The following is a 26,031-nucleotide window of genomic DNA, read 5'->3' on the forward strand; positions in this document are numbered from 1 at the left end:
CCCCCGCTCTCCTAGGCCGTCCGCAGGAACCGGTCGAGTACGCGGACACCGAAGTGCAGCGCCTCGACCGGTACCCGCTCGTCGACCCCGTGGAACATGGCCGCGTAGTCGTAGCCGTCCGGCAGCCTCAGCGGGGTGAAGCCGTAGCCGGTGATGCCGAGCCGGGAGAACTGCTTGGCGTCGGTGCCGCCGGACATGCAGAACGGCACCACGTGCCCCTCGGGCGCGAACTCCTCGATGGCGGCCCGCATCCCTGCGAAGGTCACCGAGTCCACCGGCGACTCCAGGGCGACCTCGCGGTGGTGGAACTCCCAGTCCACGTCCGGCCCGGTGAGCCGGTCGAGGGTGGTGCGGAACTCCTCCTCACCGCCGGGCATGTACCGGCCGTCCACGTGGGCCACGGCCTCGCCGGGAATGACGTTGACCTTGTAACCGGCGTCCAGCATGGTCGGGTTGGCGCTGTTGCGCAGGGTCGGCTCGACGAGCGCGGCGGCCGGGCCGAGCTTCTCCAGCAGCGCGTCCACATCGGTGAGGTCGGTCTCGATGCCGTACAGCGCGGCGAGTTCGGTGAGGGCGGCGCGTACGGTCGGGGTCAGCCTGAGCGGCCACTCGTGCGCGCCGATCCGGGCGATCGCGCCGGCGAGGCGGGTCACGGCGTTGTCCCGGTTGACCTTGGAGCCGTGCCCGGCGCGCCCGCGGGCGGTGAGCTTCAGCCAGGCGGTGCCGCGTTCCCCGGCCGCGATCGGGTAGATCTGCCGCCCGTTGCCGTCGTGGAAGGTGAAGGCGCCCGACTCGCTGATGCCCTCGGTGCAGCCCTCGAACAGCGCGGGGTGCTCGTCGGCGAGGAATCCGGAGCCGTCCTCGGCACTGGCCTCCTCGTCGGCGGTGAACGCGATGACGATGTCCCGGCGGGGCCGGACGCCCTGGCGTGCCCAGCCGCGCACGACGGCCAGGATCATCGCGTCCATGTTCTTCATGTCGACGGCGCCGCGTCCCCGGACGACCCCGTCTCGGATCTCCCCGGAGAAGGGGTGCACGCTCCAGTCGGCGGCCGCGGCGGGCACGACGTCCAGGTGCCCGTGGAGCAGCAGGGCACCGGCCGAGGGATCGGTGCCCTCGATCCGGGCGACGACGTTGGTCCGGCCCTCGGTGCGCTCCAGCAGCGTCGGCTCGATCCCGGCGTCGGCGAGCCGGGCGGCGGCATACTCGGCGGCGGGCCGCTCCCGGCAGTCGCCCCCGCCCCGGTTGGTGGTGTCGATCCGGATGAGGTCGGACGTGTACGTCACGACCTCGTCCAGCGCCTGCTCGTCCACCTGCTCAGCCATACTGCTCCTCCACCGCGGCCGAGACGATCGTGGTGACCGCCTTGAAGGCGCGGATGCCCTCGTACATGGTCCCGCTCGTGTACGCCACCTTCCGCTCCCCGATCCGTTCCACACCCGGGACGACGGTGGCGGCCATCGCCAGGTGCTCGGCGTCGAACTCCACGGCCACGGTGAACGGGCCGCCGAGCACGGGTTCGTGACGCACCGCCAGTGCGGCGGCCTCCTTGGCCGCCGCCCGGATGTCGGCCGCGGTGCGACCGGGCGTGCGGCACACCGCCGCGTAGCGCGACACGTGGTCCTTCACCGCGACCTTCAGCGCCTCGGGCGCGTACCCGAGCGCGTCCTCGCAGGCGACGTCGTCCCCGGTGACCAGCACGACCGGCACGCCGTACTCGGCGACGACATGGGCGTTGAGCAGCCCCTCGCTCGCCCGTACGTCGTTCAGCCACACGCCCGTGATCGAGTTGGCGAGGTAGGTGTGCGCGAGGACGCCCTCCATGCCGGCGCCCGCGTGGTAGCCGACGAACGCGATGCCGTCGATGTCGCCGTGCTGCACGCCCTCCACCATGGACAGCGCCTTGTGCCGGCCGGTGAGCAGCTGGGCCCGGTCGTCGAGCTGCTCCAGCAGCAGGTTGCGCATCGACCAGTGTGCCTCGTTGATGATCACCTCGTCGGCGCCGCCGTCGTGGAAGCCGAGGACTGCGGCGTTGACGTCGGAGGTGAACAGGGAGCGGCACCGTTCCCACTGGGAGGCGCCCGGCACCACGTCGTCGGGCCAGGTGACGCCGGTGGCGCCCTCCATGTCGGCGCTGATGAGAATCTTCACGGACCGAACCCTCGCACGTCGGAGGCCCGATTCCCGGACGCGTGGCAGTGGTCGTCGGCTTCCTGCGCCGCAGCAGGCCTCATGGGGCGTCACGTTACGCGCCCGCCGGGCAACCAGCCAGACACGGCGGTAGGTGTCCCGGCCGCGCCCGCTCCCGGCTGCCTCGGCCGGCCCTACTGGGCCGAGCGCAGCAGTGTCGTCACCCGGGAGCCTCCGAGACAGCCCGCCGCCACCGCTGCGGCCACGGCTCCCGCCGAGGCGGCCGCTAGCCCCAGCCACGGCCACAGCGACCAGCCGACGTCCAGGGAGAGCAGCAGAGCGGGAGTGGCCAACACGGTCACCACGACGCCCATCACCACTCCGAGGAGCGTGACCTGGCCGGCGTACACGCCGGTGAGCCGGGACCGGAAGCGCCGGTCGGCACCCGCCGCGGCCAGTGCCGAGAGGTCCGGCCGCATCTCCTGCGTGGCGAGGCCCACCGTGAGGAAGGCCAGCGTGGCGGCCACGAGCATCAGCACGACCGCACTGCCGAGGGTCGTGGCCCGCAGCACCTCGGCGGCGACGGGGCCCCGCTCCACCTCCAGCGTGAAGTAACCGCTGCCGATGTCCGAGGCGAGTGCTCCGCGCGCTCTGTCCTCCTGTTCCGGCGAGATCGAGCCGTCCGGGGCGGGCAGGTAGAAGTAGGCGGAGTTGGGCTGTTCGACACCGCCGAGGGCCTTGAGGCCGGCGGCACCGATGTAGATGACGGGCAGATTGCGGTATTCCGAGCGTCGCTGGGCCGCGACCGCGTCGAGGGTCTTCGTGTCCATCTCCGTACGGCCGGTGTCCATGACGGGGCCCTTCGGCGCGGTCAGGGTCAGCCGGCCGCCCGGCGCGAGTCGCTCGTCCAGGACGACTGCCCCGCCGGCGGTGAGGGCTCCGCGTTCCCGGGCGGTGGCTTTCCTGCCGAGCACCGTGGACAGGTCCGCCTCACGGATCACCATGACGGCGGAGGGCCGGTCGGGCAGGGGCGCGGCGGCCTGGAACTCTCCCCAGTAGGACCATGCGCTGCCGTCCGGGGCCGTGCTCCGCGGGGCCGGCGGACTGGCGATGCCCATGATCGTCAGGCGCTCGCCCCCGAGGGCCTCTTCCATGGCCGCGACGGTGGCCGGGCCCGGCACCTTCGTGGCATAGGTGAAGGCCGAGCCGTGCGGAGAGGCCGGCTCGTAGGACTTGCCGACCTCCGCGGTGAGCCCTCCCATGGCCGCCAGCACGAGGCCGGTCAGCACCGTCAGGCTGGCCACCACCGTGCCCATGGTCGCGGAGCGGGACGCGGAACGCGCCAGCAGCCGGGCGCCGATGCGCTGCATGAGCCGTAGCCCGTCGGCGCGGCCGCCGCTGGACGGCAGCAGCCGCCGCGCGAGGAGGCCCGTGCCGATGACCAGGCCGAGCGCCCCGATCATGACGGTGAACGGGGCCTTGAGCGACGCGCCCGCGATGGCCAGCAGCAGACCGCAGGTCAGCAGGGCGCCCAGGGCCACCTGCCCGCGGCGCGGGGCGCGCTCCGCGAAGTCGGCCTGGTCCCGCAGGGCCGCGACCACGTCGCCGCCGACTCCGCGTGCCGCGACGCGGGCCGCGACGGCCGGGGTGAGGACCCCGAGCAGTGCCAGGACCGCGGTCGGCCAGGCGTCCAGCCGCAGTGCGCCCCAGAGTTCACCGTTGCGCTCCGCCGCCCAGGGCTTCAGCAGCCACGCACCGGCCACACCGGCCACGAGGGCGAGGCTCGTCGCGAGGAGCCCCACCAGGACTCCCTGGTGCGTGATGACCGAGCGTCTGGTCTTCGGTCCCGCCCCGGCCGCGGCCAGCAGGGCGAGTTCCCGCCGGTTGCTGCGTACGACGATCGCGTAGACCGCCCCCATCACCAGGCCCAGTTCGCCGAGCACCAGGACGGCGAGGCCGATGACCCAGGCGGCCGCCGACTCCTCGGGCAGCAGGGAGTCGGGCGCGTCGCGGGCGACGTCGAAGGCGTTGGAGCGGGGTTCGAGGCGCCAGCCCTGGCCGGCCATGGCCTTCTGCGCTTCGGGGGCGAGAACGTCCGGGGTGTGCCACACGACGACGGTTCCGTCCCGGGTGGCCGCCAAGGAGCCGCCGTGCCCGGGTTTCGGCAGGGCCGGTGCCTGCCCGGCGACGACTGCCGGGAGGGCCACCACGAACTTGCGCAGGGTGTCGGTGGGGATCGCGGCGATGCCGGTGACGTCGGCCGCGGCGCCGCTCTCGCCGAGCTCCACCCGGTCACCGGGACGGGCCCCGAGACGTTCCGCCACGCTCGGCGAGAGCGCGACCTCGTTCGGCGTGCGCGGCGCCCTGCCCTCGGTCAGCACGAACCGGCCGCGGTGGACCGGCCGGCCGAGTTCGAGGCCGTAGCCGAAGGAGTCGACCTGGAGGCCGTCCGAGGAGACGGCGAGCGGCCCGTCCACCTCGGGGACGACCTCGACGACCCGGCCGGCGGCGTCCGCCAGGGCCTGCGGTCCTTCGGTCAGGGCGCGTTCGGCGCCCCGCTCGGCGACGAAGTCGAGGTTGCGCAGGACGCCCTGCGACTGTCCGATGAGCGTGCCGACGCGTTCGTCCTCGGGCATCTCGCTCGTGGCCCGCAGGGTGACCAGCGTGACGGCCAGGGTGAGCGGGACCAGCAGCGCCGCGGTGAGGGCGAGGGTCCGTTTGCGGTCGCGGCGTACCCGCCGCAGGGCGATCCGGAAGGCGATCCTGCGGGCGCTCACGCGGCGGCCCCGGTGTCTTCCCCCACGAGGCCGTCGCGCATCCGGACCACCCGGTCGGCGCGGGCCGCGACCGCCTCGTCGTGGGTGACGATCACGCAGGTCGCCCCGGACCGCACGAGCGACTGGAGGCTGTCGAGGACCTGGCCGGCGCTGTCGCTGTCCAGTGCCCCGGTCGGCTCGTCCGCGAGGATCAGCCCGCGGCCGCCCGAGAACGCCCGGGCCAGGGCGACACGCTGCTGCTGCCCGCCGGAGAGCGAGTCGGGGTAGCGGTCGGCGTAGGCGTCCATGCCCACGGAGGCCAGCGCCTCGCGGGCCTGTGCGCGGGCCTTGCGGCGGGACATCCCGTCGAGCTCTGCGGGCAGGGCCACGTTCTCCGCGACGCTGAGGATGCGGACCAGGTTGTAGTCCTGGAAGACGTACCCGATGTGCCGGCGTCTGTGCTGATAGAGCTCCGCCTCGGTGAGGCCGTCGATGCGCACCCCGGCGACGCTGACGGCGCCGGAGTCCGGGGGCTGCAGTCCGCCCGCCATGGTGAGCAGGGTCGACTTGCCGCATCCGCTGGGTCCCATGACCGCGGTGAGGGTGCCCTCGCGGGCGGTCAGACTCACCCCGCGCACCGCCTGGACCTCGATCTCGCCGCTACGGTAGCGCCGGGTGACACCGTCCAACACCAACACCTGCGTACCCCATTCGTTCGTACTCGACGATGGCTGCGAAACTGGCTGAAGGCTGCCGGGCTGCTTGCTTCAGCCCGGCAGCCGTCAGTCGTGCTTCACCGCCGTTTCACACCGGTCAGCGGTGCTGGAAGCCCGACTCGTCCACGCCCCAGGTGCAACTCGAGGTGGTGAAGCGGCCTCCCGAGAAGGACCCGCCCAGGTAGGGCGAGTACACGGCGAACGGCGAGAGCTCGCACTCGCCGTAGAGACGGACGTCGTGGGCGCCGCTGTGCGAACAGCCGTTGGCCCATGCGTTGCCGCCGTTGGAGGAGCTGTGGCCCTGACTGCTGCAGGACACCGTGCCCGCCTGGGCGGGCAGCACCGTGGCGGCCGTCACGCCGCCGGCGAGCGCGGCCCCCACGGCGAGAGATGCCAGAAGACGCTTCATGGATTACCCCCTAAGATCCATTGTTCGCAACTTCTCGAACTACGGACCGGTTTTTCCGGTCGGACTCTCCGACCGCCATGCGTCACTTTTGCAACCAGCGCCGCGTTCGCCTATCGGACCTTCGGGTATTACCCGAAGGTCCGATAGCGCTTTCTGGGATCTCTGTGCTAAAAGGGCCGCCTCCACACGGGATTCGACCCCCAGTTTGCGCATCACGCTCGTGAGGTGGGCCTTCACCGTCCGCTCCGCGATGCCGAGCCGTTGCGCCAGGCGCCGGTTCGAGTCGCCCGTGGTCAGCAGGGACAGAACCTCGAGCTCACGCCTGGTCAGTTCATGGAACCGCGATCCGTCTCCCCCTTGATCCGGACCCATACATTTCCCCCGATCCGTTGATCCTCAGATGTGTGGCACAGCACAGGGCGCGCCTGAGCGGGGGAATCTTAACCATCCGGGAATCACTGATACACAGGGTGCGCAGCGGGCGCGAAAATCAGCCACAAAAGCAGCTTGAAACAGATGGTTAACTATTAAATGATCTACGGGAGGGGATGCTGCCGCCCGCGTCACGCGGCGCGCCCTGCCACCACCCACCGGGACGGCAGCTCGATGCGCGTGCCGTCGGGGCGGTACTCCGTGGTCCTCAAGGGCAGTCGGCCACTCGCCAGCACGGTCAGACCGGCCGAGCGCAGACACTCGGGTACGGCTTCGTCCGACACCTCTCCGGGTGCGATGCCGTGCCGGAACACGGGCGCGAGCTTGGGCGGCGGACCGTCGGGACCACCCGCCAGGCCCGCCAGGACCGGCTTGGCGGCGCCCGAGAGCTCCACCAGACAGGCCCGGCCCCGGTCGCCGACCAGCGTGGCGATCCCGTCGACGAGGGACTGCCGGTCGTCCCGCTCGCACTGGTGCAGGACGCCCCGCACGTAGACGTTCGTGTCGCCGAGCTCCGCGTGCAGCGCCTGGACCTCTTCCTTCTCGGCGGCGTCCAGCTGCCGGTAGGCGGCCTGCCCCGCCGGGTCGGAGCGCCGGGCGTGGTCGAGGGCCGCGGCGGACAGGTCGACGCCCAGGACGTGCGGGAAGCGGTCGGCGAGGTAGCGGGTCTGCGTGCCGTTGCCGCAGCCGAGATCCACCAGCGGCAGCGCGGGATCGGCCAGATACGGTTCGAACAGGGCGAGGTGCGGACCCACGGTCAGGACCGGTTCCGCGTCCCAGAACACCGCCCCGGGCTCGCCGGACGCCTCACGCCAGAACCCCTCCCAGGCTTCCCGGTACCTGCTCGTCACGCTCATGGCCCACTCCCCGGGTGCGAACGGATCCCGCCGTGCGACGGGCGAGTACGGTGTACCGCGCCCGGGCCGCGGCCACAAGAACACCGGCGCGCAGCGTCACCTCCCGTTCGGCCGGTGGTGTTTCAGCGGCGTGGCGACGTCAGCTCGAACCACACCGTCTTGCCGGCCTCGGTCCGGCTGGTCCCCCACTCGCGGGCCAGCGTGCTGACGACGCGCAGACCGCGTCCGGCCTCGTCGAGCGGGCCCGCGTGCAGCAGCGTCGGCAGTTCGTGGTCGTCGTCGTCCACCTCGCACAGCAGGGTGTCGCCGCGGACCAGCCGCAGTGCGACGGGGCGGGCGTGGGAGTGCCGCAGGGCGTTGGTGACGAGTTCGCCGGCCATCAGCTCGGCCGGTGCGACGAGCTTCGCCAGGCCCCAGTCGTGCAGTTGCTCACGCACCGCCGCGCGGGCCCGGCCCACCTCGGCCGGGTCCAGGGCGAGCCGCCATTCGGCCACGTCGTCCGGCTCGATGCCGGCCAGGCGGGCCATCAGCAGGGCGACGTCGTCCTTGCGGCCACCCCGTGTGCTGAGCGCCCGGATGATGGTGTCGCAGGCGTCGTCCATGGACGCGGCAGGGTGCGCGGCCGACTCGCAGAGCGTCGCGAGGCCCACCCCGATGTCCTCGCCACGCACCTCGACCAGCCCGTCGGTGCACATCACCAGCCGGTCCCCGGGCTCGACGCGCACGCGTACCGCCTCGAAGGGCACTCCCCCGACGCCGATCGGCGCGCCCGTGGGCAGGTCCAGCAGTTCGCTGCGGCCGTCGGCGGCCCGGACCAGGACGGGCGGGATGTGCCCGGCGTTGGCGAGGTGGAGTTCGCCCGCGATGGGGTCGTAGACGGCGTACAGGCACGTCGCCAGGTAGCTGTCGCCGAGGCGCTGGGCGAGGTCGTCGAGATTGCGCAGCAGCTGGGCGGGGGGCAGGTCCAGCCCGGCCATGGTCTGCACGGCCGTCCGCAACTGGCCCATCATCGCGGCCGAGTTCAGGCCGTGGCCCATGACGTCGCCGACGACGAGGGCCGTGCGTCCGCCGTGCAGTTTGACCGCGTCGAACCAGTCGCCGCCGACCCGCCCGAGCAGCGTGCCCGGCAGGTAGCGGGTGGCGAGGTCGCAGCCGGACATGCGGGACGGGATGTGCGGGAGCATGCTGTCCTGGAGCGTCTCGGCGACGTTCTCCTGGAAGGTGTACATACGCGCGTTGTCCAGCACGAGGCCCGCGCGGGCGGCGAGTTCGGCTCCGGTGACCCGGTCCATGTCGTTGAAGACGGGCCGCTCGGGGTGCCGCAGCAGGATCATGAAGCCGAGCACGACGTTGCGCGCCTTGAGGGGCACGACCAGCATCGAGCGGCCCGTGATGAGGGGCCGGATGTCACGCTTGTCGAACTGCGCGGCGATGGCGTGCCCCATCTCCTCGCTGATGCGCGGCACGAGAACGGGTTCGCCGCTGGTCATGCACTGGAAGAACGGCGTGTGCGCCGGGAACGGCATCGCCTCGCCGACGGGGACGACGTCGTCCCAGCGGCCCGGTTCGTCGGTGTGCTCCAGGGCGACCCGGTGCCACATGGTGGTCGTGTCGGGCACCCCGTCCTCGAACCCCTCGCCGGCGACGACCTGTTCGCGCAGATACGTGCCGGCGACGTCGGTGAAGCGGGGCACCACGGCCCGGCTGACCTCGACGATCGTGCGGGAGAGATCGAGGGAGGTGCCGATGCGTCCGCTGACCTCGTTGAGGAACTCCAGGCGCTCACGGACGGCGGCGTACTCGAGGTCCTCGCCCTCGTCCCACAGATCCTCCGGCAGCGGTTCGCCGGCGGCCGGCGCCCGCGCGGCCCGTTCCCGGCGCGCCCTGCGCTCGGCGCGCCGGGCCACACCCCAGTCGGGGGTGACCGGCACCCGGTCGTTCTGGCTGAACTCCAGGATCGGGTAGCCGAGTTCGAGGATCTGCGCGACGACCCGGGCGCTCTCGCCGACGCTCATGCTCGGCATGATCTCGGGGAGCCGGCGGGCGAGCTCCTCCGCCCCGGGGAAGCCGGTGTGCGGCGCGAAGCCGGGCGCGATCCGCTCGAACGGCCCGCCGCCCTCACCCAGCCCGTCCGTGCCGGCGGCCAGCACGAGCAGCCGCTCGGGCCCGGGCCCCACCAGCGGGTAGGCCCACCACAGCACGTCGACGCGGCCGTCCCGGGACGCGGTGAGCCGGGCGCGGCCCGCCGCCGGGTAGGACAGCCCGCCGTCGAGGGAGGACTCGAGACCCGGACCGAGGCCGTCCACCGCGGCGTGTCCGAGGGGGTCCTGCTCTGCGGGCAGGGCGCCGGAGACGGGGAGCAGGTCCAGGGCGGTGCGTCCGATCGCCTCCTCCTTGGGGACGCCGAACAGGAGCCGCGCGCCACGGCTCCAGTGCGAGACGAGGCCGTCGCGGTCGACCACGACGACGGCCAGGGGCACACGGCCGGGCTCGGCGGGTTCCGTCCCCGCGCCCTGCCCGGCCTTGTCGATGCCACGGTCCATGGCCCAGGCCCTCTCTCCCCACGGACGCAAGATCTGTGCCGGCGTCACCACCGTACGGCGACCGCCGCGGGCCATGTGAGGCATTGCGGGAATTGCCCGCGCGCGGGCTCGCACCGGCGTACGACCTCGCGCGCCGGTGCCGTTCGCTCTGCGGCTGGTGCTCCTCAGTCCTCGTGGCTCAGCTGGAGGTCCCGCTCGCTGCGGCCTCCTCCGGCGACCTGGAGCACGGTGGCGACGGGCGGGTAGCCGGCCGCGATGACCGTGTACTCGCCGGAGGAGAGGTCGACGAAGCGGAACGTGCCGTCGGCGCCGGTGGTGAGGGTGTCGACGACGTTGCCCGCCACGTCGAGCAGCGTCACGCGCGCGTCCTCCACGGGCCGGCCGCCGCCGGCCCGGACGGTGCCGCGCAGCACGGCGCCGCCGGCCAGTTCGATGTCGCGGCGGGTCTCGCGGGCGGCCTGGACGGTGACGGGGAGCGCGGCGGGGCGGAAGGCGGGCGCGGATGCGGCGAGGGTGTACTCGCCGGCGACGAGTTCGGTGATGACGTAGCCGCCCTCCCGGCCGCTGCGGGTGGTGGCGACGACCTCGCCGTGCACGTTGGTGAGGGTGACGGTGGCGTCCCGTACGGGCGTGCCGTCGGCGGTGACCACGGTGCCGATCAGGTTGCCGGCGCCGCCGAGGACGATGTCGAGCTCGACGGGACGCTCGCCGACGGTCACGGTGACCGCCTGCGGCTGGTGGCCTCCGGCCGCGGCGATCAGCACGTACGAGCCCGGTCCCGGGGTGGCCAGCGCGTAGCGCCCGTCCGCGCCGCTCGCGCCCCGCCCGGTCTGCTGCCCGGTGGCGTCGATGAGCGTGAGCGCCGCGCGGGGGACGACGGTCCCGTCGTGATGCTGCACCGAGCCGCACACGGGCACACCGGCGCCGTACGCGGCGCGGGCCTGCGGGACCGGGGCGTTCCCCGGCGCCGTGCCCGGGTCGGTGACGGAGGCGTTGTGGGACACCAGGGGTTTCTCCTTGAGGAAGAGGGCGATGACCAGTCCGAGGACGAGCACCGGCACCAGGTAGAGGAAGATCCGCGGCATGGCGTCGGCGTACGCCCGGACGTAGTCGTCGCGCAGGGCCGGGGGCAGTGCGTGCACGAGCTGCGGGGTCAGGGATGCGGGGTCCGGGAGCGCGGTGCCTGCGCGCGCGGGCAGACGCTCGGCGAGGGCGTCGGCGAGCCGGTCGGCGAAGAGGGTGCCGAAGACGGCGGCTCCGACGCTGCCGCCGATCTGCCGGAAGTAGTTGCTGGCGCTCGTGGCGGTGCCGAGGTCGGCGGGGCGTACGGAGTTCTGCACGGCGAGGATCAGTACGGGCATCACCATGCCGATGCCGGCGCCGAGGACGGCCATCCAGATGCTGTAGTGCAGGCGGGGTGTGCCGGCCTCCAGCCGCGACAGCAGCCCCATCCCGACGACGGAGAGGGCACCGCCGAGGATCGGGTAGACCTTGTAGCGGCCGGTGCGGCTGATGAGCCGGCCGACGACGAGCGAGGCGCCGACGATGCCGGCCATCATCGGCAGCATGAGCAGGCCCGATTCGGTGGCGGAGGCCCCCTCGACCATCTGCAGGTACGTCGGCAGGTAACCGGCGGCTCCGAACAGGCCCACCCCGATCACCAGGCCGATCAGGCCGGTGACGTTGAAGACGGAGTCCCTGAACAGCCGCAGCGGGATGAGGGGTTCGACGGCGAAACGCTCGGTGACCAGGAAGAGGACGGTGGCCGCCGTCGCCCCGGCCGCGAGCTGGAGGATCGTCGGTGAGTCCCAGGCGTACTCGGTGCCGCCCCAACTGGTCAGCAGGACCAGGCAGGTGGAGGCGGCTGTCAGGAACAGCACGCCGAGGACGTCGAGACGGGCCCTCGCGGCCGGCTTCGGGAGCTTCAGCGTGACGGCGACGACGGCCAGCGTGACCAGTCCGAAGGGGACGTTGACGTAGAAGCACCAGCGCCAGGAGAGGTGGTCCGTGAAGTAGCCGCCGAGCAGCGGTCCGGCCACGGAGGCGAGGCCGAAGGCGGCGCCGATCAGGCCCATGTAGCGGCCGCGCCGCCGGGGCGGCACGATGTCCGCGATGATCGCCTGGACGCCGGTCATGAGGCCGCCCGCACCGACGCCCTGCAGGGCGCGGAAGGCGATCAGCTGGTCCATGGTCTGCGCCCGGCCCGCGAGCGCGGAGCCGATGACGAAGACGACGATGGCGAACTGGAAGACGCCCTTGCGGCCGAGGAGATCACCGAGCTTGCCGTAGACCGGCAGGCCGACGGTGGCGGTGAGCAGGTAGGCGGTGATGGCCCAGGACATCCGGTCCAGGCCGTGCAGTTCACCGACGATCTTCGGGAGCGCCGTGGCGACGATCATCTGCTCCAGCGCGGCAAGGAGCAGGGCCAGCATCAGAGCGAAGAAGATCAACCGCACCCGCCGCGGGCTGGGCCCGCTGTCCGGATCCGGCGGCGGTACGGGGGTGTCGGGAGGCGCCACCGCCGGTTCGTCCTGCGCCAGAGTGATCCCGCCCACTCACCGCTCCCCTCGTCGCGCTGCCGCACAATTCCCGCGTAAAAGCGACAACTACGAGCAAGCGCGACGAGTTACGGCACAGGAGCGGACCGTACGGAGATCACCCGAACCGGTGAGGGGGCCGTGCGCCGGGCAGGGAGCCGGGCAGCCGGGACCGGCAACACCCCTCGGGCGTCCGCTTCTTGGGAGTGCTACTTCTCGACCTCGGCGGCGAGCCTGGCGAGCATCGCGTCGTAGATCCGGCCGAGGCCCTTGGGGGCGAAGGTCTTCTCGAAGAAGCCGCCGATGCCGCCGGCGCCGGTCCAGGTGGTGGTCACGACGACCCGGGACTTGCCCTCACCGGCCGGGGTGACCCGCCAGGTGGTGACCATGGAGGAGTTGCGGTCCTTCTCGACCAGCTCGCCGTCGGTGGGCTCGCTCACCTCCAGGAGGCAGTCGCGCACGCGCTTGCTGGTGGCCTGGAGCTTCCAGTGGACGAGGGTGCCCTCGCCGTCGCCGCCCTCCCGCACCTCGTACTCGCTGAACTGCTCGGGCAGGAGCTTCGCGCGCGTGCCGCTGTAGTCGGCGAGGGCGTCGAACACCGTCTCCGCGTCCGCCGCGACGATCCGCTCCGTTGTGGCCTCGACCTGCGCCATCGCTCTCCTCCAGGACCTGGTTGCTCGGGGGTCGGGGCAAGCCAACCACCCCGCCGCCCGGCGCCCCAAATCGGGGTGCCGCAACCCGGTCGAACGCGTTCGCAAAACACCCTCGCACGATCAAGGGAACATGTGTTCTATTCTGTGGTCAGTGCTACCGAGGAGGCGTCATGCGCTGGGAGAACCTCACCGTGGACTCCGAACACAGCCGGGCCGATGCCGCGCTGTTCGGCGCGGACGCTGTGGTCACGCGTACCTTCGACACCCCGGAGTTCCGCGGGATCACCTTCCACGAGATCCGGGCCCGCTCGATCATCAACCGGGTGCCGGCGGTCTCACGGATGTCGTTCCAGTGGACCGTCAATCCCTATCGCGGCTGCTCACACGCGTGCGTCTACTGCTTCGCGCGCAAGACGCACAGCTACCTGGACCTCGACACGGGCCTCGACTTCGACAGCCAGATCGTGGTCAAGGTCAACGCGCCGGAGCTGCTGCGCCGGCAGCTCGGTTCACGCCGCTGGCAGGGCGAGCACATCGCGATGGGCACCAACGTCGACTGCTACCAGCGCGCCGAGGGCCGCTACCGCCTGATGCCGGGCATCATCTCGGCACTGCGCGATCACGCGAACCCCTTCTCGATCCTGACCAAGGGCACCCTCGTCCTGCGCGACCTGGAACTCATCAAACAGGCGGCGCAGGTGACCGACGTCGGCATATCCGTCTCGGTCGGCTTCACCGAGGAGGAGCTCTGGCGCACCGTCGAACCGGGCACGCCCGCGCCCGAGCGGCGCCTCGAGGTCGTGCGCACCTTCGGCGAGCACGGCATCGGCTGCGGAGTGCTGATGGCTCCGGTGATCCCGTTCCTGAGCGACAGCCCCGCCCGACTGCGCGCCGCGGTACGGTCGATCGCGGCCAGTGGCGCCACGTCCGTGACTCCACTGGTACTGCATCTGCGGCCCGGCGCCCGCGAGTGGTTCATGGCCTGGCTGGGGCAGCACCATCCACACCTGGTGGCCCGTTACGAGCGGATGTACGCGGAGGGCTCCTACGCCCCGAAGTGGTACCAGCGGCAGATCACACGCCAGGTGCACGAGCTGGCCGAGGAGTACGGCATCGGCCCCACGCGCGCGGACACACCCCGCCGGATCCGGCCGCCCGAACCGGCCGAGCCCCCCTCGTCCGAGCCGACCCAGCTGTCGCTCCTTTGAAGGTCGTGCGGACAGGCGGCGTGGAATGCCTCAGAACCGTGTGCGGGGCTCGCGAGGCGGGCGACCCGGGGTCGGCGCCCGTGCCCTGGTGAACAGGGGCACGGCGGCGGGCGGCGTTCTGCCGGGCGCGGGTGCGCGACATGCCATCGCCGACCGGCCGAGCAGGCGCGTTCGAGCGCATCCCGCGACCCAATCGGGTCAAGTCTCGACGGAAGACGTTCCTTCAGCGCCGTGTGCCGGGACGAATCGGCGAGGGCTGTGAGTCTCGCGGTCCGACGCCCCTCCGTCCTGGAAGGCCTCCATGAGAACACGCGCAGCCGTGCTGTGCGGCGCCGCCGCCGTCGCGCTGGCCGGGAGCCTCACGGCCGTGCCCGCCGAGGCGAACGCACCGCACTCCGCAGGTCCCCTTCGCCTGGCGAAGCCCGGCTGGAAGAAGTGCGGCACCACCGACTATCCGTCGCTCCAGTGCGCGTCCCTCAAGGTGCCGCTCGACCATGCGAGCCCGGACGGCCGGCAGGTCACCCTCGCGCTGTCCCGTGTCCCGCACACCGCCGAGAAGTTCCAGGGCCCGCTTCTCGTCAACCCCGGAGGCCCCGGCGGCGACGGCCTGGCCCTCGCCGGTTTCGTCGCGGACTCGCTGCCCGAGGAGGTCGCGGCCCAGTACGACGTCATCGGCTTCGACCCGCGCGGTGTGGGGGCCAGCAGGCCGGCACTGGACTGCGAGCCCGGCTACTTCGGCCCGGTGCGCCCGGACCCGGTGCCGAGCACGACCGAGACCGAGCGGGCCAACCTCGCCCGCGCCAAGTCCTTCGCGGCCGCCTGCACCAAGAAGTACGGCCACCTGCTGCCGTACATCGACACGATCAGCGCCGCACACGACATCGAGGCGATCCGGCAGGCCCTGGGCGCGAAGAAGATCAACTACTTCGGCTACTCGTACGGCACCTACCTGGGCGCGGTGTACGCCGGCCTGTACCCCCAGCGCGTCCGGCGTCTGGTCCTGGACTCGGTCGTCGACCCCACCGACGTGTGGTACACCGCCAACCTCAACCAGGACCACGCCTTCAACGACCGCCATCGCGCCTTCCTGGCCTGGGTCGCCAGGCACGACGCGCGGTACCGGCTCGGCACCGACCCGGAAAGGGTCGAAGCCACCTGGTACGCCATGCGGGCGGCTCTGGCCAGGAAGCCCGCGGGCGGCCGGGTGGGCGCCGCGGAGCTCGAGGACACCTACCTCCCGGGGGCCTACTACAACGGCTACTGGCCCCCGCTGGCAGAGGCGTTCGCGGCGTACGTCAACCGGAAGAACCCCGAACCGCTGGTCGCGGCCCACAAGGACTTCGGCGCGATCGACGCCGCCGACGACAACAGCTACAGCATCTACGCGGCGGTGCAGTGCCGGGACGCCTTCTGGCCGCGCGACTGGCACCAGTGGCGCAAGGACAACTGGGCGGCGTACGAGAAGGCGCCGTTCATGACCTGGAACAACGCCTGGTACAACGCGCCGTGCGCGTTCTGGCCGACGGAGTCGCTGCGCCCGGTGAACCTGGCGAACGGGAAGCTGCCGCCGGTGCTGCTGTTCCAGGCGACCGCCGACGCGGCCACTCCGTACGAGGGCGGTGTCACCATGCACCGTCTGCTGACCGGTTCCAGCCTGGTGGTCGAGCAGGGCGGCGGCAACCACGGCATCACACTGAGCGGCAACGCCTGCCTGGACAAGCACCTGGCGGCCTACCTGACCGACGGCACCGTGCCGCGCGGCCTCGGCGAGGCGGACGCGGCGTGCGACGCACTCCCCGAACCCAAGCCCCCCGCGACGGCGTCGGACAAGGCGGCGTCGGCCTCCTCGAACGGCGCGGTGCTGCACGCCCTGCTCGGCTACCGTCGCTGAGCCGCTGAGCCGCTGAGCCGCTGACGCACCGTCGGGGGGGCCGTCGCCGTCGGTGCTATGGTCCACCATGGGCGCATGAGTGAGCTGACGAGCATCCCCGCCCCGGGCCGCTGCGCTGCAGCCGCCCGCTTCCGCCTCACGTCCCCGGTCGTGTCATGAGCGTGCGGATACGCGAGATGACGCTCGCCGACTGCGACCGCGTCGCGGAGATCCGCATCGGCGGCTGGCGCAGCGCCTACCGGGGCCTGATCCCCCAGTCGTACCTGGACGGGCTCAGCGTCGAGGCGGACGCCGAGCGCCGTCGTGCGCACCTCTCGCACAGCGACGGCATCGTGGTGAACCTGGTCGCCGAGGGCAGCGGCGGCCAACTCGTCGGCTGGGCCTGCCACGGGCCGTACCGGGAGGGCGAAGCCCTGACGGGGGACGCCGAGTTGTACGCCATCTACGTCCACCCGGATCAGGTGGGCCGGGGCGCCGGACGGTCGCTGCTCGCCGAGTCCGTCGCGCGCTGCTCCGCCGCGGGCCACGGCCGTCTCCTGCTGTGGGTGCTCAAGGACAACGACCGGGCCCGCCGGTTCTACGAGCGGGCGGGTTTCAGTGCGGACGGCGCCGAGGAGCCCTTCGAGGTGGACGGGGTCGCCGTTCCCGAGGTGCGGTACGCCAGGCCCCTGGCCCGCTGACGTCACCTCTGCCTCGGAATCCGCCCCAGCGCCCGCACCGCCGCCTCGGCCAGTGCCGGATGCGCGAGGGCCTCGTTGAGCACGGGTCCGGCCCTCACGTCACCCAGCGCGCCGAGCCCGTCCACACAGGCGAGGGCCACGCGGCGGTGCGGGTCGTGCGGGCGCAACCGGCGGCGGAGGGTGGTGATCAGCGCGGGCACCGCCTCGGGGGCGCGCAGTTCGACCAGGAGCCGTACCGGGTGCAGGGCGTAGGCGACGCGCAGTTCGTTGGTGGCGAGGGCGGCGGCCGCGCGGGCCGTGCGCGGGTCGCCGAGCCGGGCGAGGGCGTGGGCGGCGGAGGCGCAGCGCGGGGGGTCGCGATGGTTCAGCAGCAACACCAGGGCCTCGAAGGCCCGTCGGTCCCGCGCGAGCCCCAGCCGGAAGGCCGCCAGCTCTCTGGCCCACAGGTGCTGCCCGGGCTCGGTCAGCGTCGCGGCCAGGGCGTCGAGGTCGTCCATCGCCACGAGCCGCTCGAACGCCGACGACCCGCCCGACTCCTGCCGTAAGCGCTCCGTGAGTGATCGCAACTCTTCGTCCATGCCTGAGAGGTTAGGGCCTGGTGCCCGGCCCACGCGGGAAGCCCGGGACCTGGAAGCGCCGCCGATTGCGCGCTGCCTCATCCGGGCGACAGGCCCGGCGGTGTCGCGAGCCGTGCGGGACGTACGTCACAAACACGGGGGCTGGCGTGCTCGTTACCCGCCGGTTAAGCTCAGACGAGCGAGTTACCCACTCGCATTTCCTCGCGGCGGTCTGGTGACGCGGCTGTCGCGGGAGCAGTCGGTTCGGTGCCTCAGGTACCGCAGTACGGCTCGGCCCCGGGACAGGGCCGGTCGGAATCACCGTTCATCCCGGGCGTGTGCACGCCCGCGGAGACGGCACCGGGCGTGTGCGCTTCGCAGCCCGGCCAGCACCCGCACTCATCCACGCACCCGGTGCGCCCGTGGTCCGGCCCCTGCCGGTCCTTCGGCGCACCCGGAGCGCGTTTCCCGTCGTCACCCTCATCCTGGAGTCCCGCGATGGCCTCTCCCCTTTCCGACCCGTCCCAGTCCAAGCTGCAGACCGTCGCCGTCGTCGGCCTCGGCACGATGGGCACCGGCATCGCCGAGGTCCTCGCCAAGGCCGGCCGCACGGTCGTCGGCATCGACATCAGCGAGACCCAGGCCGCGAAGTGCGTCGCCGCCCTGGAGGCCTCCACCGCCCGCGGCGTCGAGCGCGGCCGGCTGACCGAGCAGGAGCGTGCCGAGATCCTCGGCCGTGTCCGCACCTCCGCCGATCTGCGCACCGCCGCCGACGCCGACCTGGTCGTCGAGGTGGCCCCGGAGTCGTACGAGATCAAGCACCAGATCTTCCGGGAGCTGGACGGGATCGTGCGCCCGGAGACGATCCTGGCGACCGGCACCAACGCCCTGTCCGTGACGCGGCTGGCCGCCGACTCCTCCCGTCCGGAGCGGGTGCTGGGCCTGCACTTCTTCAACCCCGCGCCGGCCATGAAGCTGGTCGAGGTCGTCTCCTCCGTGCTGACCGCGCCGGCGGCCGTCACGGCGGTCACCGATCTCGCGCTCGACCTGGGCAAGGAGCCCGTCGCGGTCGGCGACCGGCCCGGATTCGTCGCGGACGGCCTGCTGTTCGGCTACCTCAACCAGGCCGCGGCGATGTACGAGGCGAAGTACGCCTCCCGCGAGGACATCGACGCCGCGATGCGCCTGGGCTGCGGACTGCCCATGGGCCCGCTGGCGCTGCTCGACCTGATCGGTGTCGACACCGCCCGCACCGTCCTGGAGGCCATGTACGCCGCCTCCCGCGACCGGCTGCACGCTCCGGCCCCCATCCTCAGGCAGCTGAGCGAGGCGGGTCTGACCGGCCGCAAGGCGGGGCGCGGCTTCTACACGTACGAGGCGCCGGGCAGCGCGGTCGTCGTGCGGGACGCGCTGACCCCGCTGGAGGGCGGCGACCTGGTTCCCGGCCGGGAGATCCGCTCGGTCGGTGTCGCGGGCTCGGGCACCATGGCCTCCGGTATCGCCGAGGTGTTCGCCAAGGGCGGGTACGAGGTGGTCATCGCCGCCCGCAGCGCGGAGAAGGCGCAGAACGCGAAGGCCCGGATCGGCAAGTCCCTGTCCCGCTCGGTCGACAAGGGCCGGATGACCGCCGAGGCGGCCGCCGAGACCCTGGACCGCATCACCGCCACCGGCACCTACGAGGACTTCTCCGGCGTCGACCTGGCCGTGGAGGCGGTCGCCGAGGACCTGGAGGTCAAGCGGCAGCTGTTCGCCGCGCTGGACAAGGTCTGCAAGCCGGGCGCGATCCTGGCCACCACGACCTCGTCGCTGCCGGTCGTCGCCTGCGCCCGCGCCACCTCGCGCCCGCAGGACGTGATCGGCATGCACTTCTTCAACCCGGCGCCGGCCATGAAGCTGGTCGAGGTCGTCCGCACCGTGCTGACCGCCGACGACGTCCACGCCACGGTCCGCGAGGTCTGCGGCCGGATCAGGAAGCACCCGGTCGACTGCGGTGACCGGGCCGGTTTCATCGTGAACGCGCTGCTGTTCCCGTACCTGAACAACGCGATCAAGATGGTCGAGGAGCACTACGCCTCGCTCGACGACATCGACGCGGCGATGAAGCTGGGCGGGGGTTACCCGATGGGCCCGTTCGAGCTGCTGGACGTCGTCGGGCTGGACGTCTCGCTGGCCATCGAGAAGGTCCTGCACCGCGAGTTCCGCGACCCGGGGCTCGCTCCGGCGCCGCTGCTGGAGCACCTGGTGGCCGCGGGCTGCCTCGGCCGCAAGACCGGCCGCGGCTTCCGCGAATATGCCAAGCGCTGAGCGTCCAGGCGACTGGTTCCGGTCCGGCGCGGAGTGGGGCGGCCTGCTCGGCCCGGACCGGTTCCACCCGGCCGGCCCGCCCGCCCCTCCCCCGCCCCCGGGCACCGGGGAAGAACCGGGCCATGCGCGGCGAGCTGCGCACATGCAGTACGTTCAGGGCATGCCCCAGCCCGCCAGGTCCCCACGTACACCCGCCACGGCCGACGCGCCGGAGAGCGCCGCAGGCTCCCGCGCCGCCGCCCAGCGGCTCAAGATGCGCAGGGAACTGGCGGCCGCCGCGATGGAGCTGTTCGCGACCAAGGGGTACGAGGCGACCACCGTCGACGAGATCGCGGCCCAGGCCGGGGTCGCCCGCCGCACCTTCTTCCGCCACTTCCGCTCCAAGGAAGAGGCGATCTTCCCCGACCACGACGACACCCTGATCCGGGCCGAGGCGGTGCTCAACGCGGCGCCCGCGCACGAGCATCCGCTCGACACGGTGTGCCGTGGCATCAAGGAGGTCATGCGGATGTACGCGGCCCGGCCGGAGATCTCGGTCGCCCGCTACAAGCTGACGCGCGAGGTGCCCACTCTGCGCGAGGCGGAGATCGCCTCGGTGGCCCGCTACGAGCGCCTCTTCACCCGCTATCTCCTCGGCCACTTCGACGAGCGCGCGCACGCCGACGACGCCAACGACGACCCGCTGCTGGCGGAGGTCGCCGCGTCGGCGGTCGTCACGGCCCACAACCACGTGCTGCGGCGCTGGCTGCGGGCGGGCGGCCAGGGCGACGTGGAGGCACAGCTCGACCACGCCTTCGCGATCGTGCGCAAGACGTTCGGCACGGGCATCGGGGCCGGGCGCTCCACGGAACCGCAGCCGGCCGTGGCGGCCGCGTCGGCGCAGGGCGAGGTGCTGGTGACCGTCGCCCGCACCGACGCGCCTCTGGACGAGGTCATGCGGACGATCGAGCAGGCGCTCAAGGAGCGCTGAGCCCCCTCGGCACTGTGATGACGGCCACCCTTCGGGGTGGCCGTTTTGGCATGTCAGAGGCCGTTTTGCAGGCGCTTGCCGAGGGCGTTCGATCGATCATCGCTCATTTGTTACGTAAAGATTTCATCTGAGGCCAAGTTCTGGCACTCAGTGCCTTGCGGGGTGACACGCGGTGTCATACGTTGAAGGAGTCCGGACGACGTCCCGGCAGGCCGAACCCGCCTGCACGCCCGGACGCCTGCGTCACAGGCAACCTCCCGCGCCACCATGCGCTGCCGATCAGCACCACCGCCGAACCGACGGCACACCCTCAACCCTCAGCAGCACCGACGAACCCATCGGCGCCCCTCCCTCAGGGCGCTCACCGCCGGAGGCAACACCGTGACCGTTAAGGACATCCTGGCCGCGATCCAGTCGCCCGACTCCACGTCGGAGGACTTCGCCGCCCTCCCGCTCCCCGAGTCGTACCGCGCGATCACCGTGCACAAGGACGAGACGGAGATGTTCGCGAGCCTCGAGACCCGCGACAAGGACCCCCGCAAGTCGATCCACCTGGACGAGGTGCCGCTGCCCGAGCTCGGCCCGGGCGAGGCCCTGGTGGCCGTCATGGCCTCGTCGGTCAACTACAACTCGGTGTGGACCTCGATCTTCGAGCCGCTGTCCACCTTCGGCTTCCTGGAGCGCTACGGCCGCACCAACGAGCTGGCCAAGCGCCACGACCTGCCGTACCACATCATCGGCTCCGACCTCGCGGGTGTCGTCCTGCGCACCGGCCCGGGCGTCAACGCCTGGCGGCCCGGTGACGAGGTCGTCGCGCACTGCCTGTCCGTCGAGCTGGAGTCCAGCGACGGCCACAACGACACGATGCTCGACCCCGAGCAGCGCATCTGGGGCTTCGAGACCAACTTCGGCGGCCTCGCCGAGATCGCGCTGGTCAAGTCCAACCAGCTGATGCCCAAGCCCGACCACCTGTCGTGGGAGGAGGCCGCCGCCCCCGGTCTGGTCAACTCCACCGCCTACCGGCAGCTGGTCTCCCGCAACGGCGCCGGCATGAAGCAGGGCGACAACGTCCTGATCTGGGGCGCGAGCGGCGGACTCGGCTCCTACGCCACCCAGTTCGCGCTGGCCGGCGGCGCCAACCCGATCTGTGTCGTCTCCAGCGACCAGAAGGCGGACATCTGCCGCTCGATGGGCGCCGAGGCGATCATCGACCGCAACGCCGAGGGCTACAAGTTCTGGAAGGACGAGAACACCCAGGACCCCAAGGAGTGGAAGCGCTTCGGCAAGCGCATCCGCGAGCTGACCGGCGGCGAGGACATCGACATCGTCTTCGAGCACCCGGGCCGCGAGACCTTCGGGGCCTCGGTGTTCGTCACGCGCAAGGGCGGCACCATCACCACCTGCGCCTCGACCTCGGGCTACATGCACGAGTACGACAACCGCTACCTGTGGATGTCGCTGAAGCGGATCATCGGCTCGCACTTCGCCAACTACCGCGAGGCCTGGGAGGCCAACCGCCTCATCGCGAAGGGCAAGATCCACCCGACCCTGTCGAAGGTGTACTCCCTCGAGGACACCGGCCAGGCCGCCCATGACGTGCACCGCAACGCCCACCAGGGCAAGGTCGGCGTCCTGTGCATGGCTCCCGAGGAGGGCCTGGGCGTGCGCGACCACGAGAAGCGCGCCAAGCACATCGACGCCATCAACCGCTTCCGCAACATCTGAGACAGCCGAGGTCATCAATGACTGAGCGTCAGCCCGCCGAAGGCGTGCGGGAGCCCGTGCCTGCGTCTGAGGGCGCGTCGGAGCCGAAAGAGACGAAGACAAGGGAGCGAAGCGACCGCGGGCTGAGGAACGTCGGCTCCGACACTGAGCGCCCTCAGACGCAGGCACAAAAGGAAAAGGACCGGCCGTGGCTCATGCGCACGTACGCCGGTCACTCCACGGCCGAGGCGTCCAACGAGCTGTACCGGCGCAACCTCGCCAAGGGCCAGACAGGTCTGTCGGTGGCGTTCGACCTGCCGACGCAGACCGGCTACGACTCCGACCACATCCTCGCCCGTGGCGAGGTGGGCCGGGTCGGCGTGCCGATCGCGCACGTCGGTGACATGCGCCGGCTGTTCCAGGACATCCCCCTGGAGCAGATGAACACCTCGATGACGATCAACGCCACCGCCATGTGGCTGCTGGCGCTCTACCAGGTCGTCGCCGAGGAGCAGGGCGCGGACATCACCAAGCTCCAGGGCACGACCCAGAACGACATCGTCAAGGAGTACCTGTCCCGCGGGACGCACGTCTTCCCGCCGGGGCCGAGCCTGCGCCTGACGACGGACATGATCGCGTACACGGTCTCCCACATCCCGAAGTGGAACCCGATCAACATCTGCAGCTACCACCTGCAGGAGGCGGGCGCCACACCGGTCCAGGAGATCGCGTACGCGATGTCCACCGCGATCGCAGTCCTCGACGCCGTGCGCGACTCCGGCCAGGTGCCGCAGGAGCGCATGGGCGATGTCGTCGCCCGCATCTCGTTCTTCGTGAACGCGGGCGTCCGCTTCGTCGAGGAGATGTGCAAGATGCGGGCGTTCGGCCGCATCTGGGACCGCATCACCCGCGAGCGCTACGGCATCGAGAACCCCAAGCAGCGCCGCTTCCGCTACGGCGTCCAGGTGAACTCCCTGGGCCTGACGGAGGCGCAGCCGGAGAACAACGTCCAGCGGATCGTGCTGGAGATGCTGGCCGTCACCCTCTCCAAGGACGCCCGCGCCCGCGCCGTGCAGCTGCCCGCCTGGAACGAGGCGCTGGGCCTGCCCCGCCCCTGGGACCAGCAGTGGTCGCTGCGCATCCAGCAGGTGCTGGCGTACGAGAGCGACCTGCTGGAGTACGAGGACATCTTCGAGGGCTCGAAGGTGATCGAGGCGAAGGTGGAGCAGCTGGTCGAGGCGTCGTTCGCCGAGATCGACCGCATCCAGGAGATGGGCGGCGCGATGGCGGCCGTCGAGTCCGGCTACCTCAAGTCGCAGCTGGTCGCCTCGCACGCCGAGCGCCGGGGCCGGATCGAGTCCGGCCAGGAGAAGATCATCGGTGTCAACGCCTTCGAGGGCACCGAGCCGAACCCGCTGACCGCCGACCTGGACACCGCGATCCAGACGGTGGACCCGGCGGTCGAGGCCCGGGTCATCGCCGGGCTGGAGCAGTGGCGCGACAGCCGCTACCAGCCGCCCTTCAACCACCCGCGGCCCTGCAAGGCCCTGGAGCGGCTGAAGGAGGCCGCGCGCGGCGACGAGAACCTCATGGAGGCCACCCTGGAGTGCGCGCGCGCCGGGGCGACGACCGGCGAGTGGGCCGGGGCCCTGCGCGAGGTGTTCGGCGAGTTCCGGGCACCCACGGGTGTCTCCTCGGCGCCGGTCGCCGTTCCGGTCGAGGAGGGCAGCGCGCTGGACCTGGTCCGCCGCAAGGTGGACCTGACGGCCAAGGACCTGGGCGTCGGCAAGCTGCGCTTCCTGGTGGGCAAGCCGGGCCTGGACGGTCACTCCAACGGCGCCGAGCAGATCGCGGTCCGTGCGCGCGACGCCGGCTTCGAGGTGGTCTACCAGGGCATCCGGCTGACGCCCGAGCAGATCGTGGACGCGGCCCTCGCCGAGGACGTGCACGCGGTCGGCCTGTCCATCCTGTCCGGCTCGCACGCCCAGCTGGTCCCCGACGTCCTCGAACGGCTGCGTGTGGCCGGTGCCACAGATATACCCGTGATCGCCGGTGGCATCATCCCGAATGGTGACGCCGAGCAGCTCAGGGAAGCCGGAGTGGCCGCGGTCTTCACCCCGAAGGACTTCGACATCACCGGAATCATCGGCCGCATCGTCGACGAGATCCGGAAAGCGAACAAGCTCGACCCCCTGGAGGTCCCCGCATGACCACGGTCAACCGCCTTCGCCCCCGGCGTTCCTGCCTGGCGGTACCGGGCTCGAACCCGCGCTTCCTGGAGAAGGCCCAGGGCCTCCCCGCGGACCAGGTCTTCCTCGACCTGGAGGACGCGTGCGCCCCGCTCGCCAAGCCCGAGGCGCGGCACACCATCGTCAAGTTCCTCAACGAGGGCGACTGGACGGGCAAGACGCGGGTCGTGCGCGTCAACGACTGGACGACCGAGTGGACGTACCGCGATGTCGTGACGGTCGTGGAGGGCGCCGGCCAGAACCTCGACTGCATCATGCTGCCGAAGGTGCAGACGGCCCAGCAGATCGTCGCTCTTGACCTGCTGCTGACCCAGATCGAGAAGACGATGGGCTTCGAGGTCGGCAAGATCGGCATCGAGGCGCAGATCGAGAACGCGCAGGGCCTGAACAACGTCAACGAGATCGCGACGGCGTCCCAGCGCGTCGAGACGATCATTTTCGGCCCCGCCGACTTCATGGCGTCGATCAACATGAAGTCGCTGGTCGTGGGCGAGCAGCCGCCCGGCTACCCGGCGGACGCCTACCACTACATCCTGATGAAGATCCTGATGGCCGCCCGCGCCAACAACCTCCAGGCGATCGACGGCCCCTACCTGCAGATCCGCAACATCGACGGCTACCGCGAGGTCGCCCAGCGTGCCGCCGCGCTCGGCTTCGACGGCAAGTGGGTGCTGCACCCGGGCCAGGTCGAGGCGTCCAACGAGATCTTCTCGCCGTCGCAGGAGGACTACGACCACGCCGAGCTGATCCTGGACGCGTACGACTACTACACGTCCGAGGCGGGCGGCAGGAAGGGCTCGGCGATGCTCGGCGACGAGATGATCGACGAGGCCAGCCGCAAGATGGCCCTGGTCATCTCCGGCAAGGGCCGCGCCGCCGGCATGCAGCGCACCAGCAAGTTCGAGATTCCGGAGGCGTGACCATGCAGTTCGGGCGCACCTACGAGGAGTTCGAGGTCGGGGCAACGTACAAGCACTGGCCGGGAAAGACGGTCACGGAGTACGACGACCACCTGTTCTGTCTCCTCACCATGAACCACCACCCGCTCCACATGGACACGAACTATGCGGAGAAGACGACGGACTTCGGCAGGAACGTCGTCGTCGGGAACTACGTCTACTCGCTGCTGCTCGGCATGTCCGTGCCGGACATCTCCGGCAAGGCCATCGCCAACCTGGAGATCGAGTCGCTGAAGCACGTGGCGCCGACCTTCCACGGTGACACGATCTACGGCCAGACGACCGTGCTCGACAAGTGGCCGTCGAAGTCGAAGAACGACCGCGGGATCGTGCACGTCGAGACCAAGGGCTACAAGCAGGACGGCACGCTGGTCTGCGTGTTCCGCCGCAAGGTGATGGTGCCGACCGAGACGTACATCAAGGAGCGCGGCGGCGAGCAGCCCGGCCGCCCCGAGCTCAGGGAGCAGGAGAAGTAG

20 protein-coding genes are annotated in these 26,031 nt (G+C 71.4%); 9 read left to right on the forward strand and 11 right to left on the reverse strand.

Translation table 11 applies throughout. The annotated features are described in order from the left end of the window. Positions 1 to 11: 11 nt before the first annotated feature. The 10 genes from ACFCXS_RS35025 to ACFCXS_RS35070 form a co-directional block, all read right to left on the reverse strand. Complete coding sequence (locus ACFCXS_RS35025) at positions 12 to 1,325, reverse strand: M20/M25/M40 family metallo-hydrolase (RefSeq protein ID WP_376647402.1); 1,314 nt, start codon at positions 1,323 to 1,325, stop codon at positions 12 to 14. Beyond that, positions 1,318 to 2,151: a M55 family metallopeptidase gene (locus ACFCXS_RS35030; RefSeq protein ID WP_376647403.1), complete on the reverse strand. Its 834-nt coding sequence runs from the start codon at positions 2,149 to 2,151 to the stop codon at positions 1,318 to 1,320. The genes ACFCXS_RS35025 and ACFCXS_RS35030 overlap by 8 nt, the downstream gene beginning before the upstream one ends. A 173-nt stretch (positions 2,152 to 2,324) precedes the next feature. Further along, a complete protein-coding gene (locus tag ACFCXS_RS35035) occupies positions 2,325 to 4,907 on the reverse strand; it encodes an FtsX-like permease family protein (protein WP_376647404.1) in 2,583 nt (860 codons plus the stop codon). Beyond that, complete coding sequence (locus tag ACFCXS_RS35040) at positions 4,904 to 5,584, reverse strand: ABC transporter ATP-binding protein (RefSeq protein ID WP_376647405.1); 681 nt, start codon at positions 5,582 to 5,584, stop codon at positions 4,904 to 4,906. Before ACFCXS_RS35040 ends, ACFCXS_RS35035 begins: the two co-directional genes overlap by 4 nt. A gap of 115 nt (positions 5,585 to 5,699) precedes the next feature. Next, the gene (locus tag ACFCXS_RS35045; protein WP_376647406.1) at positions 5,700 to 6,011 is read right to left on the reverse strand and encodes a hypothetical protein; all 312 of its coding nucleotides are present in this window, start codon (positions 6,009 to 6,011) and stop codon (positions 5,700 to 5,702) included. A gap of 39 nt (positions 6,012 to 6,050) precedes the next feature. Next, a complete protein-coding gene (locus tag ACFCXS_RS35050; protein WP_376647407.1) occupies positions 6,051 to 6,383 on the reverse strand; it encodes a response regulator transcription factor in 333 nt (110 codons plus the stop codon). 191 nt (positions 6,384 to 6,574) lie between these two features. Then, complete coding sequence (locus tag ACFCXS_RS35055; RefSeq protein ID WP_376647408.1) at positions 6,575 to 7,300, reverse strand: class I SAM-dependent methyltransferase; 726 nt, start codon at positions 7,298 to 7,300, stop codon at positions 6,575 to 6,577. Positions 7,301 to 7,422: 122 nt separating this feature from the next. Then, complete coding sequence (locus ACFCXS_RS35060) at positions 7,423 to 9,843, reverse strand: SpoIIE family protein phosphatase (protein WP_376647409.1); 2,421 nt, start codon at positions 9,841 to 9,843, stop codon at positions 7,423 to 7,425. A gap of 164 nt (positions 9,844 to 10,007) precedes the next feature. Beyond that, positions 10,008 to 12,398, reverse strand: a complete 2,391-nt coding sequence (locus ACFCXS_RS35065) for an MFS transporter (RefSeq protein WP_376647410.1) — start codon at positions 12,396 to 12,398, stop codon at positions 10,008 to 10,010. 191 nt (positions 12,399 to 12,589) lie between these two features. Then, complete coding sequence (locus tag ACFCXS_RS35070) at positions 12,590 to 13,033, reverse strand: SRPBCC family protein (RefSeq protein ID WP_376647411.1); 444 nt, start codon at positions 13,031 to 13,033, stop codon at positions 12,590 to 12,592. A 170-nt stretch (positions 13,034 to 13,203) separates the two neighbouring features. Here ACFCXS_RS35070 and ACFCXS_RS35075 point away from each other — a divergent pair, with 170 nt between their 5' ends. The 3 genes from ACFCXS_RS35075 to ACFCXS_RS35085 all read left to right on the forward strand — a co-directional run bounded on the left by ACFCXS_RS35075 (position 13,204) and on the right by ACFCXS_RS35085 (position 16,812). Next, positions 13,204 to 14,241, forward strand: coding sequence for an Rv2578c family radical SAM protein (locus ACFCXS_RS35075; protein WP_376647412.1), 1,038 nt, complete (start codon positions 13,204 to 13,206; stop codon positions 14,239 to 14,241). A gap of 301 nt (positions 14,242 to 14,542) precedes the next feature. After that, the gene (locus tag ACFCXS_RS35080; RefSeq protein ID WP_376647413.1) at positions 14,543 to 16,132 is read left to right on the forward strand and encodes an alpha/beta hydrolase; all 1,590 of its coding nucleotides are present in this window, start codon (positions 14,543 to 14,545) and stop codon (positions 16,130 to 16,132) included. 155 nt (positions 16,133 to 16,287) lie between these two features. Then, positions 16,288 to 16,812 carry a GNAT family N-acetyltransferase gene (locus ACFCXS_RS35085; RefSeq protein WP_376647414.1) on the forward strand — a complete coding sequence of 175 codons (525 nt, stop codon included), beginning with the start codon at positions 16,288 to 16,290 and terminating at the stop codon, positions 16,810 to 16,812. Between the two features lie 2 nt (positions 16,813 to 16,814). On the opposite strand, the gene ACFCXS_RS35090 is transcribed toward ACFCXS_RS35085, so the two are convergent. Continuing rightward, positions 16,815 to 17,390, reverse strand: coding sequence for an adenylosuccinate lyase (locus ACFCXS_RS35090; protein WP_376647415.1), 576 nt, complete (start codon positions 17,388 to 17,390; stop codon positions 16,815 to 16,817). A gap of 477 nt (positions 17,391 to 17,867) precedes the next feature. Here ACFCXS_RS35090 and ACFCXS_RS35095 point away from each other — a divergent pair, with 477 nt between their 5' ends. The 6 genes from ACFCXS_RS35095 (at position 17,868) to ACFCXS_RS35120 (ending at position 26,031) form a co-directional block, all read left to right on the forward strand. Further along, positions 17,868 to 19,673: a 3-hydroxyacyl-CoA dehydrogenase family protein gene (locus ACFCXS_RS35095; RefSeq protein WP_376647416.1), complete on the forward strand. Its 1,806-nt coding sequence runs from the start codon at positions 17,868 to 17,870 to the stop codon at positions 19,671 to 19,673. Between the two features lie 142 nt (positions 19,674 to 19,815). Beyond that, positions 19,816 to 20,643: a TetR family transcriptional regulator gene (locus ACFCXS_RS35100; protein WP_376647417.1), complete on the forward strand. Its 828-nt coding sequence runs from the start codon at positions 19,816 to 19,818 to the stop codon at positions 20,641 to 20,643. A 381-nt stretch (positions 20,644 to 21,024) separates the two neighbouring features. Continuing rightward, the gene (ccrA, locus tag ACFCXS_RS35105; RefSeq protein WP_376647418.1) at positions 21,025 to 22,368 is read left to right on the forward strand and encodes a crotonyl-CoA carboxylase/reductase; all 1,344 of its coding nucleotides are present in this window, start codon (positions 21,025 to 21,027) and stop codon (positions 22,366 to 22,368) included. 122 nt (positions 22,369 to 22,490) lie between these two features. After that, positions 22,491 to 24,557 (forward strand): protein meaA, encoded by a 2,067-nt coding sequence (locus tag ACFCXS_RS35110; RefSeq protein ID WP_376647482.1) that lies wholly within the window; start codon positions 22,491 to 22,493, stop codon positions 24,555 to 24,557. Beyond that, the gene (locus ACFCXS_RS35115; protein ID WP_376647419.1) at positions 24,554 to 25,516 is read left to right on the forward strand and encodes an HpcH/HpaI aldolase/citrate lyase family protein; all 963 of its coding nucleotides are present in this window, start codon (positions 24,554 to 24,556) and stop codon (positions 25,514 to 25,516) included. The genes ACFCXS_RS35110 and ACFCXS_RS35115 overlap by 4 nt, the downstream gene beginning before the upstream one ends. A 2-nt stretch (positions 25,517 to 25,518) precedes the next feature. Continuing rightward, the gene (locus ACFCXS_RS35120) at positions 25,519 to 26,031 is read left to right on the forward strand and encodes a MaoC family dehydratase (RefSeq protein WP_376647483.1); all 513 of its coding nucleotides are present in this window, start codon (positions 25,519 to 25,521) and stop codon (positions 26,029 to 26,031) included.

The sequence above is a fragment of the Streptomyces sp. NPDC056373 genome (assembly GCF_042262425.1).
Classification (GTDB): Bacteria; Actinomycetota; Actinomycetes; order Streptomycetales; family Streptomycetaceae; genus Streptomyces.

Excerpts from the sequence above, each read along its gene's own strand:
- ACFCXS_RS35085 (WP_376647414.1), top strand. The coding sequence starts at position 16,288 with ATGAGCGTGCGGATACGCGAGATGACGCTCGCCGACTGCGACCGCGTC.
- ACFCXS_RS35025 (WP_376647402.1), bottom strand. The coding sequence starts at position 1,325 with ATGGCTGAGCAGGTGGACGAGCAGGCGCTGGACGAGGTCGTGACGTAC.
- ACFCXS_RS35080 (WP_376647413.1), top strand. The coding sequence starts at position 14,543 with ATGAGAACACGCGCAGCCGTGCTGTGCGGCGCCGCCGCCGTCGCGCTG.
- ACFCXS_RS35050 (WP_376647407.1), bottom strand. The coding sequence starts at position 6,383 with ATGGGTCCGGATCAAGGGGGAGACGGATCGCGGTTCCATGAACTGACC.
- ACFCXS_RS35120 (WP_376647483.1), top strand. The coding sequence starts at position 25,519 with ATGCAGTTCGGGCGCACCTACGAGGAGTTCGAGGTCGGGGCAACGTAC.
- ACFCXS_RS35060 (WP_376647409.1), bottom strand. The coding sequence starts at position 9,843 with ATGGACCGTGGCATCGACAAGGCCGGGCAGGGCGCGGGGACGGAACCC.
- ACFCXS_RS35115 (WP_376647419.1), top strand. The coding sequence starts at position 24,554 with ATGACCACGGTCAACCGCCTTCGCCCCCGGCGTTCCTGCCTGGCGGTA.
- ACFCXS_RS35100 (WP_376647417.1), top strand. The coding sequence starts at position 19,816 with ATGCAGTACGTTCAGGGCATGCCCCAGCCCGCCAGGTCCCCACGTACA.
- ACFCXS_RS35095 (WP_376647416.1), top strand. The coding sequence starts at position 17,868 with ATGGCCTCTCCCCTTTCCGACCCGTCCCAGTCCAAGCTGCAGACCGTC.
- ACFCXS_RS35090 (WP_376647415.1), bottom strand. The coding sequence starts at position 17,390 with ATGGACGAAGAGTTGCGATCACTCACGGAGCGCTTACGGCAGGAGTCG.
- ACFCXS_RS35045 (WP_376647406.1), bottom strand. The coding sequence starts at position 6,011 with ATGAAGCGTCTTCTGGCATCTCTCGCCGTGGGGGCCGCGCTCGCCGGC.
- ACFCXS_RS35055 (WP_376647408.1), bottom strand. The coding sequence starts at position 7,300 with ATGAGCGTGACGAGCAGGTACCGGGAAGCCTGGGAGGGGTTCTGGCGT.
- ACFCXS_RS35070 (WP_376647411.1), bottom strand. The coding sequence starts at position 13,033 with ATGGCGCAGGTCGAGGCCACAACGGAGCGGATCGTCGCGGCGGACGCG.
- ACFCXS_RS35075 (WP_376647412.1), top strand. The coding sequence starts at position 13,204 with ATGCGCTGGGAGAACCTCACCGTGGACTCCGAACACAGCCGGGCCGAT.